Here is an 18,481-nt window from a genome sequence, read left to right as displayed (position 1 = left end):
TTATTCGCGTCATCACTCTTAAATTTTAACATACTATACCCCGGGCTGTTTTAACGGATATAAGAAAAACGAAAAAGCTGCCTGCTTTTTCGTTTTGTCATTATTCTATCTGCCGGAGGATAACACGCTGAAATATCTGCCTTCCGGATGGGAAAATACCATTGCCGACACTGAGGCTTCCGGTTCCATCATATATTCATCGGTCAGTTCCACACCGATCTTTTCCGGCTGAAGCAGCCGGAAGAGCTTAGCCTGATCTTCAAGATCCGGACAGGCCGGATAACCGAAAGAAACACGAATACCGTGGTACTTCGCAGAAAACCTGTCTTCCATCGTGAAATCTACAGGGTCAGGAATGCCCCACTGATCACGCATAATCTGGTGTACGCGCTCTGCAAATCCTTCTGCTAATTCAAGCGCTGCCGCCTGAATAAGATGGCTGAATAAATAATCGCCTTCTTCTTTCGCTTTATTGGCTCTGGCACGCACGCTTTCTCCTGCAGTAACCGTCAGGAATCCTATATAATCCATGACGCCTTCTTCCTTAGGCTTTACAAAATCGGCAAGACATAAAAACGGCGGCTTGTTCTGGCGTGGAAACGTAAATCGTTCCAGTTCTGTTGTGCCCTCTTTATCTGCATAAATGATGATCGTATTGCCGTCTGCCTGGGCCGGGAAAAATTGATACATGCCGTGGGCACGTAAAATCTGCTCTTTTTTCGCACGCTCCATTAAATCATCAGCTTTTTCTTTCAGCTCTACTGTCTTTTTATCCTTTTCAGCAAGCAGGCGGCTGACTTTACCCTGCACACCAAGGTGTCTTCCGAGAAGCATCTGCATATTCACATACGGCTGTATATGACTAATACTGTAATCCTTCATCAGATGTGGTTTAAGATCAGGCGGTACGAGCAGCGGTGTTTTTGTCGATACTTCCGAACGGGCCGGCGCTTCTGCTACTGCTGTTGACGCTCTTGGTTTTTCAGCTGTTTTATTAAGCCGCTTTTCTCGTTTTTCCGCCCATTCCACCTGCATCTGCTTCATATCATCGGGACGGGCCAGCCGGTTGGCCAGATCAAGTCCATTCATGGCATCTTTTGCATACAGCACCATGCCGTCGTATTCTGCACTGATTTTTTCTTCGGTGAACTTTCTCGTTAAGGCCGCTCCGCCGACCATAACCGGAATGGAAATCTGCTGGTTTTTCAGGTCCTGGGCAGTCAGCACCATCTGCTGGGCTGATTTAACGAGAAGGCCGCTCAAACCGATCGCATCCGGATTTTCTTTAGCGACCGCTTCAATGAGTTCGTTGGATGTCACTTTAATTCCTAAATTCACAATTTTAAAACCATTGTTGGACAAAATAATGTCTACCAGGTTTTTACCGATATCATGCACATCACCTTTGACGGTAGCAAGAAGAATTTTTCCTTTGCCCGTATCATCCGCCGCTTTTGTTTCCATATACGGTTCGAGGTGTGATACAGCTGCTTTCATCGCTTCGGCACTCTGCAGTACTTCCGCTACAATCAGCTCATTGTTATTAAACAGCTTTCCGACTTTGTCCATACCGACCATAAGCGGACCATTAATAATGCTCAACGGCTCGTCGTATTTAGTAAGGGCTTCGTCAAGATCTTTGTAAAGACCTTCTTTGGTGCCTTCTACAATATACTCTGCAAGCCTGTCTTCTAGCGAAAGATTCTGCTCCACCGTTTTCTTTTCTGCCTTTTTGCCCCGGTAATGAGCGGTGAAATCTGCCAGCGTCTGATCTGATGTTTCAAACAGCAGCTCTTTTGCCATCTGTTTCTCTTTTTCCGGGATGCTTGCAAAACGTTCCAGCTTTTCTGTGTTGACGATCGCATAATCGAGCCCTGCGTTTGTACAGTAGTACATAAATGATGCGTTAAGAACTTCTCTTCCTACAGGAGGAAGGCCGAAGGAGACGTTGCTTATACCAAGTATCGTCAGACAGTCCGGCAGAGCTTTTTTAATTTCTTTAATACCGTTGATTGTCGCTTCAGCGGAACCGATGTACTGGGCATCTCCGGTACCAACTGGAAAGACAAGCGGATCAAATATAATATCTTTTGGATTCATTCCATATTGATTGACAAGAATGTCATGCGAGCGGACCGCTACTTCTACTTTTCTTTCCGTAGAAACCGCCATTCCTTCTTCGTCAATGGTTCCTACTACTACTGCCGCACCAAACTTCTTTAAGATTGGCACAATGTCTTCAAAACGCTCTTCCCCGTCTTCGAGGTTAATGGAGTTAATAATCGCTTTTCCCTGAGAATACGTCAGCGCTTTTTCAATGACCGCTGCATCAGTTGAATCAATCATAAGCGGAACTTTCACTTTATTGATTACATGGCTTAAAAAGACTTCAATATCATCTATTTCTTCACGGTCCGGATCAGCCAGACAGACATCTATTACGTGAGCGCCTTTTTTCACCTGCGCTCTGGCTATTTCCGACGCCTCTTCAAACTTGCCTTCGTTAATCAGCCTTTTAAATTTCTTGGAACCAATAACATTTGTCCGCTCCCCTACAAAAAGCGGGCGCATATCTTCTTCATATACGAGCGGTTCAATTCCGGACACCACATGAGGGTGTCCCTCTGAAGGAGTCCGGGGTTCGAATTTGGTTAATGCTTCACGCATAACTCTAATATGCTCGGGCGTTGTGCCGCAGCATCCACCGACTACGTTCAGCCAGCCTTTTTCAGCAAAGCCTTCCAGCTTTGTCGTCAGGGATTCCGGTGATTCATGGTAATGCCCCTCTTCATCCGGCAGTCCTGCATTCGGATAGCAGTGGACATACGTGGTGGAAAGTTCAGATAAAGAGCGCAGGTGATCCCTCATAAATTCGGGACCCGTAGCGCAGTTTAATCCGACAACAATCGGGTTCATATGCTCTATCGAGATATAAAAACTTTCCATCGTCTGTCCGGCAAGCGTTGTACCCATCGGTTCGATTGTTCCTGAAATCATTAAAGGCAGTTCGATGCCGAGCTCCTGCTGCGCCTGCTGAATACCCAGGTAAGCCGCCTTCACATTTCTTACATCCTGGCTTGTTTCCAGCAGAAATAAATCCACTTCCCCCTTAATCAGCCCAGAGGCCTGCTCACGGTAGGTTTCGGTCAATTCTTCAAATGTTGTTCCTCCGGTTACGGAAAGCGATTTAGTTGTTGGTCCCATAGCACCGGCAACATAGCGTGGGAATTCTTCTGTTTCTATTTCTTTGACGGCGTCCTTGGCGAGTCTGGCTGCAGCAATATTTAACTCTTCAGCCATATGCTGCAGATCATAATCTGCGAGAACAATGCTCGTTGCTCCAAACGTGTTGGTCTCAATAATATCCGCACCTGCTTCCAGGTAATCGCGGTGGATTTTTTCAAGCACGTGAGGGCGGTTACGTTTAAATACTCATTGCACCCCTCGTACTCTTCCCCGCCGAAATCCTCTGCGGTTAAATCGGCGTTCTGCAGCATCGTTCCCATTGCTCCGTCTAAAATGAGAATAGATGTTTTCAGCCTGTCCTGGATTGCTGTTTTAGGCATTTGTTTCCCTCCACTCTGTTCACTTGCTTTTTTCTTCTGTGCGAACCGCTGCTTTTTCTCTTATATATTCAGTTAAGCGGCATGTAATATCATAACGAAGAAATGGGGTGATTAAATAAATGCCGTTAAAATATTCCATCGCCTCGTCGATCAGCGTTTTCGCTATCGCAATTCCTTCTTCCGCTGCAAGCTCACGGTCTTCCCCGCAGGCCGCCATGCTCTGGCGGATCGTATCCGTCAGCTTAATGCCGGGCACTTCATTATGCAGAAATTCGGCATTCCGACTGCTCACTAGAGGCATGATACCGATATACACCGGAACGTCCATATGTTTTGTCGCTTCATAAATTTCTTTAAACTGGCCTTCCCCGAAGACCGGCTGTGTCATGAAATAATCGGCTCCAGCCGTAATTTTCTTTTCCAGACGCTGCACGGCCCGGTCCACGTTGCGTACGTTAGGGTTAAACGCAGCTCCGACGGTAAACGTCGTGTTCTGACCGAGTGATTTCCCGGAAAAAGACAGCCCTTTATTCATTTCTTTCATTAAATGAATCAAATCAAAGGAATTCGCATCATATACAGAGGTTGCTCCCGGGAAGTCTCCTACCTTTGTAGGATCGCCGGTTACAGCCAGTATGTCATGAATACCAAGAGCATTGATACCCATTAAATGAGACTGAAGGCCGATAAGGTTTCTATCACGGCAGGCGACGTGAAGCAGCGGGCGTGCCTGGGTCATGCTTTTAACGAGTGCTCCCATTGCCAGATTATCCACGCGTGGACTTGCCAGCGAATTATCCGCCATCGTAACAGCATCCGCTCCGGACTGGTATAAAGCCTGAGCGCCTTCTACAAATTTTGACGTAGCAAGTTTTTAGGTGGGTCGAGTTCCACAATAACGGTAGTGGACTGCTTTGCTTTTTCCCGCAGACTTGGTTCTGTAGAAGGAGGTTCAACGATGGAAAACTGCCCCGTTTTCTGGGCAACCGCCTGAGCGGTCCGCTTTTTTGGAACAGTGTTTTTAACAGCCGCGGCTATTTGAGCGATATGCTCCGGCGTTGTTCCGCAGCATCCGCCAATAATACCGATGCCCTGATTTTGAAAATCAAGCGCCTTTTCATAAAAGTAGTCCGGATTGGACTGGTAGACGAATCGGCCGTCATCAATATCCGGAAGACTGGCGTTAGGGTGCACCGCGTACAGCGTATTTTCATCCAGCGGTGTCATCTCCAGCGATCTTAAGATGTGATAAGGTCCCATTCTGCAGTTGACTCCTACTGCATCCGCGCCGGCTGCCGTCATCTGCTTAAATGCCTCTCCAAGAGGCAGACCGCCATGCATCACTCCTACTTCACCGAGTGCAACCTGGGCAATTACCGGCAGGTTTGTTTTACTTTTGGCAAGCTTGATGACCGCAGTAATCTCCTGAAGATCATAGAAGGTTTCCAGAATTATTCCATCGGGCTCTGCTTTTATTAGAGCATCCATCTGTTCGGAAAAAGCTTTAATTATTTCAGCTTCGCTTTCTTCCATTTTCTGCAGCCCCTGAATGCCGCCTATCGTTGCAAATACAAATGTCCTGCCTTCAGAAGCTTCACGGGCTGCTTCTACACCTCGCCTGTTAATATCAGGTGTTTCTTCTTCAAGCTGGTATTTTGCAAGCTTGATGCGATTTGCCGCATACGTATTGGTCTGAATAATATCCGATCCTGCTTCTACGTATTCTCTATGAATGGTTTTAATCAGATCGGGGTCTGAGAGATTTAGTGATTCGTAGGAGCCGCTGTATCCTTTTTCGTATAGATACGTCCCCATCGCCCCGTCGCCAATTAACATCCGTTTTGCATATTCTTCTGCCAAATTCACTGCGAGCCACTCCCCTGATTCGTGATTTTCTTTTTACAGACGGTCGAGCGCCTGCTCTAAATCTGCGATAATATCTTCTTTATTTTCTATACCTACAGAAAAACGAAGCAGTCTATTACAGACGCCGTTTGCAATACGGACTTCTTCCGGTACATCAGCGTGTGTCTGCGTGGCTGGATAGGTCATAAAGCTTTCTACACCACCCAGGCTTTCTGCAAACGTCACAAGCTCCAGCCCGCGAAGCAGGGAATCAACCCACTTCTCGTTTTCAATCCGAAAGGAAAGCATGCCGCCTTTTCCTGTATACAGCACGTCTGTTACTTTTGGATGCTTTTCCAGAAACGCTGCCACTGCCCGGGCATTTTCTGTATGCTTTTCCATACGCAGGGAGAGTGTTTCATCCCTCTCATCAAGAGCCAGGAATCCATCGGCGATAGTATGGTTCCCATTCCGTTATGAAACGCCGTAATCCGGCTGCTTAACTGCTCGTCGTTTTGTAACAATTAATCCGGCAATAATATCGTTATGGCCGCCTAGGTATTTCGAAGCGCTGTGAATAACAATATCAGCTCCCATATCAAGCGGGCGCTGCAGGATCGGTGTATAAAACGTATTATCTACAATCAGCCAGAGGCCGTGTTTTTTGGCCAGTTTTGACATTTCTTCAATATCTGCTTCCTGCATTAATGGATTGGTTGGTGTTTCAATAAACAATGCTTTCGTACGATCTGTGATTTTTTGTTCAAATGCTCCCAGATTTCTTGGATCGCCGTATGCAATGGTAATGCCCCAGTTTTTCCATCCTTCTTCAAACAGGCGGTATGTCCCGCCGTACAAGTCCTGGGAAGCGAGGATCTCATCATCTTTGTCAAAAATAGCAAACAATGTTTGAATCGCAGCCATTCCCGAACTCAGTGCGTACCCTTTTGCGCCGTTTTCAAGACCCGCAATAGCACGTTCCAATATGTCCCTAGTAGGATTGCCGGTACGGGAATAGTCGAATCCCGTAGACTCGCCCAGTCCTTCATGGCGGAAGGCTGTAGACATATGAATAGGAGCGCTGACCGCACCTGTTCGTGGATCTTCTTTGTTTCCGATTTGTACCAGATTCGTTTCAATGTGAAATTTCTTATCCATGATTGTCACCCTTTTTGTGGCTGATTACTATATAGTGGCCGGCGTATCCTGATTTATCATTCCGCTAAAAGACCTTCCTCTAAAAGTAAGAAGAAGGTCTGCGTTTTATAAGAGCACCTCTTCTTATCTCTCGGGCATCTGCTGCCCGGCGGATTTAGCACCTGACCTGTTTAGGCTGGTTGCTGAGACTTCATAGGGCCTGATCCCTCCGTCTCTCTGGATAAGAAAGCTTTATTTATATAGTTGTGTAGTAAAACCTTACAAGATTACCGTACGAATTGCAATCAAATTGTGCGAATTCGTTGAATTTATTCAGGAGCCGTATCTACATATAAGCGGCTGCTGTTTCCACAGATGCAGCGGACAAAACCTGTCTGAATCGTCCCATCTTCTTTTCTGCTTCCTTTTAAAACGAATTTTTCTCCGCACTGCGGGCATCGTATGACGACACGATATCGCTTTTCCTCTATCATAAGCCGTCTATTCTCCTTCCATCTGCTCAAACCTATTTGCTGCTTTGAGCCTTTCAGCAGCTGTCCACCATAGAAGAAATCCTAATGGGAGAATGAAGTAGACTATGTACTGCCGGTCGATTAATAATAGCAAATCGTACGTGCCGTGTAAAACGAACGGGACTACCAGAGCCAAAGACAAAAATAATTTCCGTGCAGTACCTTTTAAAAATGAGGCTTTCCCTATATAATATCCCATAGTACAGGCAAACAAAGCATGGCTTGCTACCGGCAGGAATGCTCTTCCGAGTGCTATATCCACGCCATATGCTGTCAGATACAATATGTTTTCCGCTGCCGCAAAACCGAGCCCGACAGCCAGAGCGTAAAGAGTCGTATCGTAAACGGAGCGTACCCGGATAAACGGAATAACCGCGGCACAGAGAATAAACCATTTAAAGAATTCTTCAAGCAGCCCGGCATACAAAAAGGACTGTACAAAAACAGACGCCTCCGTCCCGGTTTCTTCTGTAAGTGCATACTGCACAGTAACAATTGGAAAAACGAGCAGCATACCGATCAGGAAGGAACGGGCTGTTTTACGAAAAGACCGCGAATGAGTCTCCTGCTTTAAATAATAATAGCTTAAAAATGCGACCGAAGGCGCCAGGGCCGCAGTTATAATAGCAAACACTCACGCATCCGTCCTTTCCAGCTTTGTACTTGATCAACTAACTATAAATAGAAAAGAGGCCACCTCAATGAAGCGGATTTTAACGATACATACCGGAGGCACGATCTCCATGAAAGAAGACAAACAGACTGGCAGTGTAGCACCAGGAGAGAAAAACCCACTTGATCAGTGGCATGAAGAAGCAAAACAGGTTGCTGATATTACGGTTATCCCGTTCTTTCATCTTCCCTCGCCGCACATAACGCCTGAAAATATGTTTGAACTATCATCTTTTATTAACGAAAAATAGCTGAAAACATCTATGATGGTATCGTAGTTACGCATGGCACGGATACTCTGGAGGAAACAGCCTATTTTCTGGATCTTCTTCATCATTCCCCCATCCCTGTTATTTTAACGGGCGCTATGAGGTCAAGCAATGAATTAGGAGCAGACGGTCCCTACAATTTCCTCGCTGCTATAAAGAACGGCCTCATCAGAACAAGCGAGGGAAAAAAGGAGTGCTCGTCGTAATGAACGATGAGGTGCATTCAGCAGTCAACGTTACAAAACGCACTCTTCCAATGTGGCAACATTCCAAAGTCCTCAATTTGGACCGATAGGACTCGTAACACGGCGCGGCATCCTTTTTCACCATACTCCCTCAGCCAGAGAGCAGTTTTCCATCTCTTCTCTGACTAAAAAGGTGTTTCTGCTTAAGGCGTATGCCGAATGGAGAGAGAAACAATTGAATTGTTTGAATCAGCTTCTCCTTCCGGCCTCGTCATTGAAGCATTCGCCAGGGCAATCTGCCCCGCTGTTGTTCGCGGCAGTAGAAGCACTTATTGCCCGCAATATCCCAGTCGTTCTTGTATCAAGATGTTACAGGCGGTATTGTACAGGCTACTTACGAATACGAGGGCGGAGGCATGCAGCTTAAAAAAGAAAGGCGTTATTTTCTCAAACGGACTGAATGGCCAGAAGGCGCGGCTTGAAATTAATGATCGCTCTTGAGGCAGGAATTACCGGAACAGATCTTACCAATACATTTGAAAGCTGGCCCGTCATAATGACGAAGGCCAGCTTTCTTTTTCTTTTATATGAGAGGCAATTTGTTCTCCGTGCCACCTGCCGTTTTCGATAAAAAATTTCATTGGCATTGTCCCGGCCGCTATTACTCCGGCAATATAAAGTCCAGGTACGTTTGTTTCGCATTGTATCCTGATCAAAATAAGGCCGTCCTTCTTCCCCTTTTAAAACTCCTGCCTGTTCAAGAAAAGAATGATCGGGATGATAGCCGGTCATTGCAAAAACAAAATCTGCAGGCAGGCTTTGTTTTTGACCGTACTGCGTATATTCTACCGATTGCTCGGAAATGGAGGTAACGACCGCTTCGGAAAAAGCCTGATTTTTTCCTGCCTTACAAGCGCGTTAAAATCCGGAGTATCCAGGGTTTTACGTGTTCTGAAAAAGAACTTCCCCTGTAAAGAACCGTTACAAACGCCCCTGCTTTTTCCAGAGCCAGAGCCGCGTCCACGGCGGAATTTTTTCCGCCGATCACCGTGACATCCTGCGGAAATAAGGGTGAGCTTCTTTAAAGTAATGAGAAACGTGAGGAAGGTTCCCCCCTTGATTTCCAGCTTATTCGGCTGTCCGTAATAACCGGTCGCTATGATAACATATGCCGGCTCATACTGTTTTTTCACGCCGTTCATCGTATGAGAATACACAAGAAATCCTTCCTGCGTCTTTTCGATAGAATCTACCGTTTCATACGAATGAATACGGAGATTTTCCTGGTCGACCACTCGTTTATAGTACACGAGTGCTTCCTGGCGGTCGCGTTTTCGATTTATTGACGTGAATGGAAGATTTCCAACCTCCAGCCTTTTCGCTGGTACTAAAGAAAACCTGGTGAATGGGATACTGGTAAATAGCATCCACAATATTGCGCTTTTCAATTAAAACAGCATCCATTCCTCTGCGCTTTAATTCGATGGCCGCCGCTATTCCGCACGGCCCTGCTCCTACAATAACTACTGTCTTTCTGTTCATAATCTGCACCCTTTTAATTCTTTCTGTTTTCCATTTTTTTGTACAATACGTTACTTATCCATTCATCCCATTCTGAAGCATCGGATCCGACCAGAAAACGGCTGTATTCCTTGGTTTTGTCAACATCCATGTATTGAACGGCATGTCCTCCTATTCCAATGCTCAAATGAGGATCATCGTCTCCAGTTCTGTAATAAATTCCAGGGAAGGCTCCAGGTTTCGAGCAGCGTACAGGAGGTAAAGAAAATGCTGCTGTCTATTTCCTCCATTACCTGGATCAGGTCTTCTTCAGGAATGCCTACACCCAGATAAATGACTTCAAAGCCCTTCCGTTTAGATACAGTGTGAAAAAGAGCAGACCCAGTTCGTGGTTTTCATTAGGACCTGCGGCGGTTACGATTTTAGGTAAAAATCCTTTCACGTTATAGGAGTGCATGATACTTCCTATTTTTGTGCGCAGAAAGGAAGTGATATAGTGCTCATGGCAATGGTAATCCGGTCCATTTCCCAGAGAGTTCCCACTTTCACTAAAAGAGTCCCCAATATATCTGTCGTTACCTTTTCCAGCGTAAACATAGAAAATGCTTTGTTGAGTGCCTCCTGCGCCTCTGCCTCTCTAAAGCGGAGCAGGTGCCCAAGAATCTCTTCTGCTAAAGCGAAAGTGTGGTCTACTTCCATAGGGTGGGCTTGCCATGCTGTCTACTTCTTCAAACTTATCAAGAAGTCCTACCGCCTGACTTACAGTAAAGCCGCTGCTCGTTTTGTCCAGAATCCATTTAAGAACCGCTGCATCTTTCTCTGTGTAAAGGCGGTGACCGGCCGAGTTTCTCTCCGGATGAACAATATTATATCTTCTTTCCCAGGCACGAAGCGTGCCCGGCTGGATACCTAACATGTTGGAAATAGCCTTTATGTTGTATTTGCCTTCCATAGGTTCCATTTCTTTTCCCCCCGCGCCTGTTTATTTCACTTCTCCGCAGATAGTAACGTAATAAAATGAGCTTCTGCTCTTGCTCCAAAGCGAAGCGGCAGAAGCGTTGTTCCATATCCACAGCTGACCAGATAGGTTAAACGGCCAGCCTGTTTCCAGCCTCCGGGCGGACGTATGCCCCAGGACCAAAACGAATCTGCCTCCATGAGAATGACCAGTAAGCATAAAATAAGCCTCCGCATGCTCTGCTGCTTCTACGGCAGTACTCGGATAATGGGAACTAATATTTCAGCGTTAGTCCATCTACTGTCAGCGCCGCCGGTCATTTCATTAAGTCCGGCAATGCAGAGTTTACTGCTGTGTACCTTCCAGGTAAATATATCTCCATCCAGAATTTCTATTTGATGAGCTGTCAGAAGGCTTTTTAATTCAAGGGAACGCTCCTGTATTCATGATTTCCCCATACAAATAACATAGGTACTTCTTTTTTCAGCAGGCGCAGATTGTAATCAGTTCTGGAAAAAGGCACGCCTTTCTCTCTTAAATCTCCGCCTATTATAATAATATCCGCTTTTTCAGCAACCTGCCTGCTTAAAGACTTGGATATTTTTCTTCTATGTATATCAGAAATAAAAAAGATGGTCTTCCCTGTAAAGCTCTCAGGGAGTTCACGTATTAAAATTTGTTCCTGCTTGACTACAGCCCGGTGGGCAGCATAATTCATATAGAGCAGCAGGCCTGACGCGGCTGAAAAGACCACGGTTATCCACTTCATAATATCGTCCTTTTTATAAGAGCATATTTGTTTTACCTATCATTCCCTCTAACCGGTGATTATAAACCACTTCTTGTACTTTCAACTCATGAACGGATTGTGACCATTTCTTTTAGAATCCCTGTAACGGCCTGATTTTCGTTATACTGTAAACAACGCAACAATGATAGAAAGGAGACCTCTTATGGATTTTGCTGTATTTTTATAGGAACACTTATGTTCGCTGTTGGTTTTGTGCTGCTTCTCTTTTTTCTGGCCAGAAAGATCTCTCTGCTTATTCCATTTATTTTGATGGCAGCAGGGGTTGTTATCTGTTTTATCGGCCTGATTTTATCCTCGCCTTTAACAGATCAGGATCGAAGCGCCTTATCACCACAATATCAGGGGGAATCTGCAGCCCGTCAATTTTAAATATTAATGATAAGAGCTGCGCTGATCACAATAAGAAAAACGATTCCCAGAAAAATAATAAATAACAGGTTCGTCATCGTCACCGGTGCGTTTTCTTCTTTTTCCTGTTTACGTGCAGCCATTCTCCGAATCGGAGCTTTTTCCGGCTGCATTTCATTATTCTGGTTCGTTTTTTCCTGTTGCTTCCACTCCTGTTTTAAACGTTCTTTTTCTTGTTTCTTTTGATTTTTTCTTTCCAGCTTTGCTTTTCCGCCTGCTTTTTCTGCTCCTGCTTTTTTCTTTCCTCTTCCTTTCTTTCCAGTCTTTTTTTCTCCGTACGTTTACCAGGCTTCTCTTCCATCATTAGCCTTTCTCTCCTTTTGCACTCCCGGACTCCGTGGTCAGCAGTAAATCTTCCAGCCTTTTTTTCCAGGAGAGTTCAAATACCTTTCGTTTTTCCCTTTTCTGCGCAGTGTCGGCTGCCACCCAGTGCGCCTCGCATAAATCACAGCAGTGTTCCGGCTTTACCTGAAGCGTTTCTCCAAAATATTGAAGCAGCGCCTCACGCCGGCAGGTTGATTCCTGCAGCCACTCCTCCATACTATGAAGCTTTTTGCTGCTTCCAGATTGTCCGTCTTTCCTTTACTTCTTTTATTTGTCCGTCAGCGTCCGCCCGGACCCTTTTTCCACTCTCTGTAATAGTGAAGAAAAAAACGAATATGATTTCCTCCCAGCCTCTGTTTACTGCAGACTCTTCCAGGCTGCCCTCAGAAACCTCCGGGCCTTCAGTTATATGGGAGACAGCCAATCAATTTCCTCTTCTGCAGGAAATTCCATTTCGATAAAAAACCGGGGCAGATAAATGTCATCCTCTTATATAATAAAAGAGCGCTGCTTCTTTTTCCATCTCTTCCTGCTCTCCCGATTTCCTGAACGTACGATTCAAGATCTTTAGGATAATGGTAATGAATGACGTATCTAACGTCTGGTTTATTTATTCCCATTCCAAAAGCATTGGTACAGCATACTACGTCAAGTTCATCCTGTAGAAACTGCTGCTGAACGAGAATTCTATCTTCCTGGAGCATCCCTCCGTGATAGGCGGATACGCGTTTATTCGTATGAACTTCCAGAAAGGCACTCATTTGTTCTGCTGCTGCCCGGCTCGAAAAATAAACCATGCCAGGGTCAGGTGAATGATTAATAGTCCGCAGCAGCTCATTATTTTTTTCTTCATCTGAATTTGTTTTTTTTACATGGATGGATATGTTGGGACGATTCGTAGATTCTTTACAATAATCGGTTCTTTCATTTCCAGCTGACTTACGATGTCTTCCTGTACGCTCGAGCAGCTGTGGCTGTGACTGCCAGTACAGTCGGACTGCCGATATCTTTACGTATTTCTTTTATTTTCAGGTAATCCGTTCTAAATTCATGGCCCCACTGTGAAATACAGTGCGCCTCATCTACAGCCGAGGGAACAGTCACAGTGCCGAGAGCCCGCTTTACTTTATCAAGCTGCAGGCTTTCCGGAGAAATAAACAGTATTTTTATGCAGACAGGTTTCTTAACACGTTTTCTTTTTCAGAAAAGCTTAAAAAACTATTATACATGTCCACCTGTTTCATCTGCTTTTGCTGCATTTCCTGCATTTGGTTTCCATTAACGACAGCAGCGGCGAAACAACTACAGTAAGACCGGGCTGCAAATAGGCCGGAAGCTGATAGCAGACTGACTTTCCCGAGCCGGTAGCCATAATGGCAAGTAATCTTCTTTTTGAAGAAGAGACCGAATAATCGTTTCCTGGCTGTTTCGAAAAGAATCATAACCAAAATGCTTCTTCAGCTCATATTGAAGATTCATCTGTTTTCCCTCCATAATAAGCAAGCGTTAATCGTATATGAAAATAAGTGATTTCATCGGGAAATTGATCTTCAGCTCTTTCATTTTTCTCGTCTGCAGAGTGTTTGAAACCGCTCTTATTTTTTCCGCGTATGCAGCCGGCACATAATCAAAAAGTGGAAAAGAACTGCTTTCCGAAGCAATTTCAATGATATGATCTTCGATAGTACTCTGTTTTAAAACGGCGAAACCGGCTGATCTTTTCAAAAGACCAGCCTTTATCGAGAAGCCTTTTTGTCTCAGCAGCCGTTTTCGTCAGGCGGATGGAAGACTCAACAGACGGCAGCAGGCCGGCCAGCAGTGGAAAGGAAGATGAATTCTGCTGCAGTACTTCTATTATAAAGTGAAGAATTCCGTTAAACCTATAGATGATTTCTTCTTCTTCCCGTCCGAGCGCTCCAGCTATCTGTGAATAGGTAAGGCCGGTTTTGGCAGAGCCGCCCAGTTTATTTACTAAAATAGCAGCATCTTCTGTTTTGAAACTGTCCAGAAGACTGTTCAGTTCAACGTGCAGGGTATCTGCCAGCTGGATTTTCGCTTCTCTGCCCGAAGGCCATATCGTTTTAAGCCATTGCAGTACGGCTTTTTCTTTCGTTACGGGAATAAAATGGCCGGAGCCTGCAAGGGAAAACGATAAACACTGCACAAGCAGAGCGAGCCGTTCCCAGAAAACGCCTGCCGCCGCTCCATACTTCCATTGATTATACAAAACAGGCCGTATATACACCGACCAAAAATCTTTATCCATTTCTTTTGCTGTATCCGGTACTTTGATAAAATCAGCAGATGGCAGCAGGAGCCCATTCTGACGAAAAAGAGTTAGATCGTTTTGAAACATTTCCATAGTAAGCTTAGGAAAAGCTCCATACCATTCCGTCAACCCGTACCATTTCATATCCTGGATGGACTGGGAACTTTTTTTGCCTGTAAGTATATGATAAACCGCACCCGGCGTTCTGTCTCCCTCAAGTTTCACTAACACATGAAGGATAAGATGTCGCCTGAAATTCCATTCCATGCGCGGGTTTCCCCCTTGTTATCGCGTGATTGCCCTGCGTAATTTTAGAAAATTAACGTCTTTAACTGTTGAAAAGTTTACCATGAAAGAATACAATATGAAATAGACGTTTGGGTTCTTATGAAGAGCCCTATTAATATGTTTACTTGATTAAAGAAGTAGGAGGTTATCGAAAATGGCTAAGTTTACAATCGTTGATAAAGATACATGCATCGCCTGCGGCGCCTGTGGTGCTGCTGCTCCTGATATTTATGACTACGATGATGAAGGGCTGGCGGAAGTAATCCTTGACGACAACAAAGGCATTACAGCAGTTCCTGAAGATCTTGAAGAAGATATGCTGGACGCATTTGAAGGCTGTCCGACCGATTCTATTAAGATCGCGGATGAAACCTTCGACGGCGACGCGCTTAAATTCGATTAATTTGTTGAATCCCTGTGAAGAAGCAGGGATTTTTCATTTATAACGGCTTTATTCTATATATGCCAAATTGACACCTATGTGAAGGTGTGATACATTGCAATCAACTGAAAGACAAATGTCCTTTTGAAGAGAACACCTGCTTGCCCGTATTCTTTCCGACAGAGTCTGGTGCTGATATACTATTTCCATTTTTATGTATAAGGTCACCTGATTCCTGTAATGAGGGTAGTATCACGAAAGCTTCTGCCTCTCACGATGAATTCGTGCGGGCGGAAGCTTTCTATATATATTTAGAGAAAATAGATTGAGGGAGAGTGGAGAGCACTATGATACAACAATCTACAACTGAAGATCAGCAGACAGCATCTGCTAAAGGACATTACCGCATTCTGGTTTCTGATGCAATGAGCAGCGAAGGACTTGCTCCTTTACTGGACAACAGCCAGGTGGAATGTGTACAGCAGACGATTGAAGAAACGTCTGACCTGCACAGCTATGATGCCCTGCTGGTCCGCAGCAGCACAACCGTAACAGCAGAATTAATGGACCAGATGACTAATTTAAAGATTGTAGCGCGTGCCGGTGTCGGTGTCGACAACATTGAAATTGAAGAAGCCACAAAGCGCGGCATCGTTGTCGTAAATGCCCCTGATGGTAATACGATTTCTACAGCTGAACATACTTTTGCGATGATTATTTCCCTTGCCCGGAAGATTCCGCAGGCAAATGCTTCTATAAAAAATAAAAAATGGGACAGAAAAGCTTTTCAAGGTTCTGAACTAAGAGGAAAAACGCTTGGGATTATTGGTTTTGGACGTATTGGTTCTGAATTGTCTAAGCGCGCTCACAGCTTTGATATCAACGTGCTTGTATACGACCCGTTTCTCACGAAAGAACGTGCTGAGAAAATGGGTGTAGAGCTTGCTGACCTGGACGCCATTCTCGGTGCGTCGGATATTCTAACGGTCCACACTCCCCTGACGAAGGATACAAAAGGCCTTCTTGGAGAAGAAAATATTAAAAAAACAAAACCCGGCGTATTTCTTATCAACTGCGCACGCGGCGGCATTATTGATGAAAAAGCACTGTATAATAACCTGGAAAGCGGCCACGTAGCAGGAGCAGCTCTGGACGTATTCGAAGAAGAACCGGCTAATGAAAATCCACTTCTTGCTTTTGAACAGGTAGTTGCTACACCTCACATTGCTGCAAGCACAAAAGAAGCCCAGCTTAATGTAGCGTCCCAGGTATCAGAAGAAGTCCTGCAGTTTTTAAACGGCATGCCGGCACTCAATTCCATTAACCTGCCGACCATGTCCAAGGAAATCTTCGACACGCTTCAGCCTTACTATGAGCTGTCCAGAAAAATGGGGAATATTCTTTCCCAGAGCATGAAAACACCTGTACAGGATATTGATGTTCACTACAGCGGCGATGTAACCGATCTTGAAACGAGTGTTCTTACAAGATCACTTATTGCCGGATTCCTAAGCTCCCGCGTAGATGCACCTGTTAATGACGTAAATGCTACGATTATCGCTAAAGAACGCGGCATCACTTATGGGGAAAAGCATCGTTCCGACGATTCCGGCTATTCCAACCTCATTAAAGCTACGGTAAAAGGGGAAGGAAAAAAATTCGCTATTTATGGAACATACGTGAAAGCCTACGGTCCACGTATTGTCCGCATTAATGACTTTAACGTCGACTTCTATCCAACCGGCCACTTGATATACATTCAGCATACCGACCGTCCCGGCGTAATTGGTAAAATGGGACAGCTTCTCGGAAAGCATAATGTAAACATTGCTACTATGCAGGTAGGCCGCCGCCAGGAGGGCGGAGAAGCTATTATGATGCTCGCTGTTGATAAAGAGCCTAACCAGAATGTTCTGGACGACTTAACCTCCATTGAAGAAATTATTATGGCAGACAAAATAGAAGTATAAACAAAAAGCAGAGGCCGCCGCCTCTGCTTTTTAAGATTATCGATAAACTATTCCATCTTGTATATCCATGCATAATCTCGAAAATTTTAAAGACTTTTCTGAAAACAAAAAAATAAACAGGGGGTGACTCCTGCAGAACAGCCATAGATGAAGATAAAGAAGCGGTTTTTCTTCTTTAGCTGAGGCATGGCCTGCGGAAAGCACCCCTGTACAAGATTTTGTATAAAAATACTTATTTTTGTTTTTTAACAGCCTGAAAAAGCAGAGGCCGCCGCCTCTGCTTTTTTTATCGTACGTTGAATATACTTCATTTTTAAAAAAACTGGTCGACTACTGCTTTTTCTTGCGTGAACCTTTGAATACAATTGCACTCCTTTCATATTCAATATCTGCTACTTTTTCTCTGGCATTGACTACGCGTGCTGCTGCAAAAATAGTCAGAGAGCCTGTTCAAATATTTAAATACATGTTCATTAATAGGTTCTTCTTTCATAAGCGCCGCTGTAAGGCGTTCTGTTCTGCGCGTCACCGTGCGGAGAATGTGCATTTCCGCTGCTGCAATCGAACCACCCGGCAGAATAAAACGCTGCAGCTCAGGAGCCTGTGGAATATACTCGTCTATATGCTCTTCAAGCGCCGTCACCATTTCCGGAGTCACTTTAAATTCTGCATCCTCTTTTACGTTGGCAAGATCGCTTCCACAGTCGAACAATTCGTGCTGAATACGGATCAGTTCACTTTTCATGTCCGGGAACAGCTCATCGTCAAGCAGTGCCACCGCACGTCCTACAAATGAATTGAGCTCATCGCAGGTACCGTAGGCTTCTACACGAATATGGTCCTTATCCGACGTCCCCCGATAATTCCCGTCGTTCCTTTATCTCCGCTTCTCGTATAAAGTTTCATTTTATCTCATCCTTTCCATTTTACGGACAGGCCGTACCAGACTTCATACACCTGCACCGCTTCTTTCATAAACTGTTGATACCATAAGCCTACCTCATCGCGCAGCTGTCTGTCTTTTTTTTCGATCGGGACGATTCCTTTGTTAATATCCGCTCCTATAATGGCAAGCTTTCTGTCCTGATACTCATTTTCCCAATTCCATATCGTTTTATACCAGTGTTGAAGATTTTCCGGCTGATCCAGATGTTTTTTTTACCGCTTCATCAAATGCTTCTATAACCAATATCCCATTTTGACCGGTTGGAAGAACACAGCCTGATATATCTGCTTTAAAAAAAGAATGCCATAACAGAATCGGCTTCTCTTGATAATGACGCATCGCCCACTCTTTTTTTCCGTTAGCTGTGCCGCCTACTATAAAATCCACTTCTGTCTTT

19 protein-coding genes, 7 pseudogenes and 1 riboswitch are annotated in these 18,481 nt (G+C 44.8%); of the genes and pseudogenes, 6 read left to right on the top strand and 20 right to left on the bottom strand.

Annotation, left to right across the window (positions count from 1 at the left end):
- Window positions 1–105: 105 nt before the first annotated feature.
- The 5 genes and pseudogenes from metH to prsW all read right to left on the bottom strand — a co-directional run bounded on the left by metH (window position 106) and on the right by prsW (window position 7,715).
- Window positions 106–3,566, bottom strand: a pseudogene (gene metH, locus MMY81_RS04440) (methionine synthase).
- 19 nt (window positions 3,567–3,585) lie between these two features.
- Window positions 3,586–5,432, bottom strand: a pseudogene (locus MMY81_RS04435) (bifunctional homocysteine S-methyltransferase/methylenetetrahydrofolate reductase).
- Window positions 5,433–5,465: 33 nt separating this feature from the next.
- Window positions 5,466–6,569: pseudogene (locus MMY81_RS04430) on the bottom strand (aminotransferase class I/II-fold pyridoxal phosphate-dependent enzyme).
- A gap of 120 nt (window positions 6,570–6,689) precedes the next feature.
- Window positions 6,690–6,796: riboswitch (SAM riboswitch) on the bottom strand.
- An 81-nt stretch (window positions 6,797–6,877) separates the two neighbouring features.
- Entirely contained in the window at window positions 6,878–7,042 is a 165-nt protein-coding gene (locus tag MMY81_RS04425; protein ID WP_252311791.1) for a hypothetical protein, read from the bottom strand.
- A gap of 7 nt (window positions 7,043–7,049) precedes the next feature.
- Window positions 7,050–7,715, bottom strand: a complete 666-nt coding sequence (gene prsW / locus MMY81_RS04420) for a glutamic-type intramembrane protease PrsW (protein ID WP_252311790.1) — start codon at window positions 7,713–7,715, stop codon at window positions 7,050–7,052.
- A 67-nt stretch (window positions 7,716–7,782) separates the two neighbouring features.
- Between prsW and MMY81_RS33805 the strand changes: the two genes are divergently transcribed.
- From MMY81_RS33805 to MMY81_RS33795, 3 genes are all read left to right on the top strand, one after another.
- Window positions 7,783–8,004 carry an asparaginase domain-containing protein gene (locus MMY81_RS33805; protein WP_308215218.1) on the top strand — a complete coding sequence of 74 codons (222 nt, stop codon included), beginning with the start codon at window positions 7,783–7,785 and terminating at the stop codon, window positions 8,002–8,004.
- Window positions 8,001–8,228, top strand: a complete 228-nt coding sequence (locus tag MMY81_RS33800; protein ID WP_308215229.1) for an asparaginase domain-containing protein — start codon at window positions 8,001–8,003, stop codon at window positions 8,226–8,228. Before MMY81_RS33805 ends, MMY81_RS33800 begins: the two co-directional genes overlap by 4 nt.
- 198 nt (window positions 8,229–8,426) lie before the next feature.
- The gene (locus tag MMY81_RS33795; protein ID WP_308215217.1) at window positions 8,427–8,708 is read left to right on the top strand and encodes an L-asparaginase family protein; all 282 of its coding nucleotides are present in this window, start codon (window positions 8,427–8,429) and stop codon (window positions 8,706–8,708) included.
- Window positions 8,709–8,758: 50 nt separating this feature from the next.
- Here MMY81_RS33795 and MMY81_RS04410 read toward each other — a convergent pair.
- The 5 genes and pseudogenes from MMY81_RS04410 to MMY81_RS04395 all read right to left on the bottom strand — a co-directional run bounded on the left by MMY81_RS04410 (window position 8,759) and on the right by MMY81_RS04395 (window position 11,455).
- Window positions 8,759–9,749, bottom strand: a pseudogene (locus MMY81_RS04410) (YpdA family putative bacillithiol disulfide reductase).
- 444 nt (window positions 9,750–10,193) lie between these two features.
- On the bottom strand, window positions 10,194–10,427 hold the full coding sequence (locus MMY81_RS34970; RefSeq protein ID WP_374561338.1) for a B12-binding domain-containing protein: 234 nt from the start codon (window positions 10,425–10,427) through the stop codon (window positions 10,194–10,196).
- The gene (locus MMY81_RS04405; protein ID WP_252311789.1) at window positions 10,366–10,689 is read right to left on the bottom strand and encodes a MerR family transcriptional regulator; all 324 of its coding nucleotides are present in this window, start codon (window positions 10,687–10,689) and stop codon (window positions 10,366–10,368) included. Before MMY81_RS04405 ends, MMY81_RS34970 begins: the two co-directional genes overlap by 62 nt.
- A gap of 26 nt (window positions 10,690–10,715) precedes the next feature.
- On the bottom strand, window positions 10,716–10,922 hold the full coding sequence (locus MMY81_RS04400) for a hypothetical protein (RefSeq protein WP_252311788.1): 207 nt from the start codon (window positions 10,920–10,922) through the stop codon (window positions 10,716–10,718).
- A gap of 182 nt (window positions 10,923–11,104) precedes the next feature.
- Entirely contained in the window at window positions 11,105–11,455 is a 351-nt protein-coding gene (locus MMY81_RS04395; protein WP_252311787.1) for a metallophosphoesterase, read from the bottom strand.
- 216 nt (window positions 11,456–11,671) lie between these two features.
- Between MMY81_RS04395 and MMY81_RS04390 the strand changes: the two genes are divergently transcribed.
- The gene (locus MMY81_RS04390; RefSeq protein ID WP_252311786.1) at window positions 11,672–11,866 is read left to right on the top strand and encodes a hypothetical protein; all 195 of its coding nucleotides are present in this window, start codon (window positions 11,672–11,674) and stop codon (window positions 11,864–11,866) included.
- Here the strand turns inward: MMY81_RS04390 and MMY81_RS33270 are convergent.
- The 8 genes and pseudogenes from MMY81_RS33270 to MMY81_RS04365 all read right to left on the bottom strand — a co-directional run bounded on the left by MMY81_RS33270 (window position 11,863) and on the right by MMY81_RS04365 (window position 14,765).
- Window positions 11,863–11,988: a hypothetical protein gene (locus MMY81_RS33270; RefSeq protein ID WP_256497855.1), complete on the bottom strand. Its 126-nt coding sequence runs from the start codon at window positions 11,986–11,988 to the stop codon at window positions 11,863–11,865. The genes MMY81_RS04390 and MMY81_RS33270 overlap by 4 nt on opposite strands.
- Before the next feature lie 74 nt (window positions 11,989–12,062).
- The gene (locus tag MMY81_RS04385; protein WP_252311785.1) at window positions 12,063–12,209 is read right to left on the bottom strand and encodes a hypothetical protein; all 147 of its coding nucleotides are present in this window, start codon (window positions 12,207–12,209) and stop codon (window positions 12,063–12,065) included.
- Window positions 12,209–12,460 (bottom strand): annotated as a pseudogene (locus MMY81_RS04380) (RecQ family zinc-binding domain-containing protein); the annotation flags it as partial. The pseudogene MMY81_RS04380 and the gene MMY81_RS04385, both read right to left, overlap by 1 nt.
- Before the next feature lie 170 nt (window positions 12,461–12,630).
- Window positions 12,631–13,062 carry a helicase-related protein gene (locus tag MMY81_RS04375; protein WP_374561433.1) on the bottom strand — a complete coding sequence of 144 codons (432 nt, stop codon included), beginning with the start codon at window positions 13,060–13,062 and terminating at the stop codon, window positions 12,631–12,633.
- Window positions 13,063–13,168: 106 nt separating this feature from the next.
- Window positions 13,169–13,411: pseudogene (locus MMY81_RS34965) on the bottom strand (RecQ family ATP-dependent DNA helicase); the annotation flags it as partial.
- Between the two features lie 58 nt (window positions 13,412–13,469).
- Complete coding sequence (locus MMY81_RS34960; RefSeq protein WP_374561332.1) at window positions 13,470–13,601, bottom strand: DEAD/DEAH box helicase; 132 nt, start codon at window positions 13,599–13,601, stop codon at window positions 13,470–13,472.
- 134 nt (window positions 13,602–13,735) lie between these two features.
- Entirely contained in the window at window positions 13,736–13,954 is a 219-nt protein-coding gene (locus tag MMY81_RS34955) for a helix-turn-helix domain-containing protein (protein ID WP_374561329.1), read from the bottom strand.
- On the bottom strand, window positions 13,893–14,765 hold the full coding sequence (locus MMY81_RS04365; protein WP_252311781.1) for a YpbB family protein: 873 nt from the start codon (window positions 14,763–14,765) through the stop codon (window positions 13,893–13,895). Before MMY81_RS04365 ends, MMY81_RS34955 begins: the two co-directional genes overlap by 62 nt.
- Before the next feature lie 175 nt (window positions 14,766–14,940).
- On the opposite strand from MMY81_RS04365, the gene MMY81_RS04360 reads away from it, so the two are divergent.
- Entirely contained in the window at window positions 14,941–15,189 is a 249-nt protein-coding gene (locus tag MMY81_RS04360; protein WP_252311780.1) for a ferredoxin, read from the top strand.
- A gap of 326 nt (window positions 15,190–15,515) precedes the next feature.
- On the top strand, window positions 15,516–17,138 hold the full coding sequence (serA, locus tag MMY81_RS04355; protein ID WP_120193282.1) for a phosphoglycerate dehydrogenase: 1,623 nt from the start codon (window positions 15,516–15,518) through the stop codon (window positions 17,136–17,138).
- 330 nt (window positions 17,139–17,468) lie between these two features.
- On the opposite strand, the pseudogene MMY81_RS04350 reads toward serA, so the two are convergent.
- Window positions 17,469–18,044, bottom strand: a pseudogene (locus MMY81_RS04350) (cob(I)yrinic acid a,c-diamide adenosyltransferase).
- Between the two features lie 208 nt (window positions 18,045–18,252).
- Window positions 18,253–18,471 carry a hypothetical protein gene (locus tag MMY81_RS04345; protein ID WP_252311779.1) on the bottom strand — a complete coding sequence of 73 codons (219 nt, stop codon included), beginning with the start codon at window positions 18,469–18,471 and terminating at the stop codon, window positions 18,253–18,255.
- Window positions 18,472–18,481 lie beyond the last annotated feature (10 nt).

The organism is Sinobaca sp. H24 (assembly GCF_023845525.1).
Note: the sequence above shows the minus strand (reverse complement) of the source record. Positions and strands in the feature narration are given on the sequence as shown.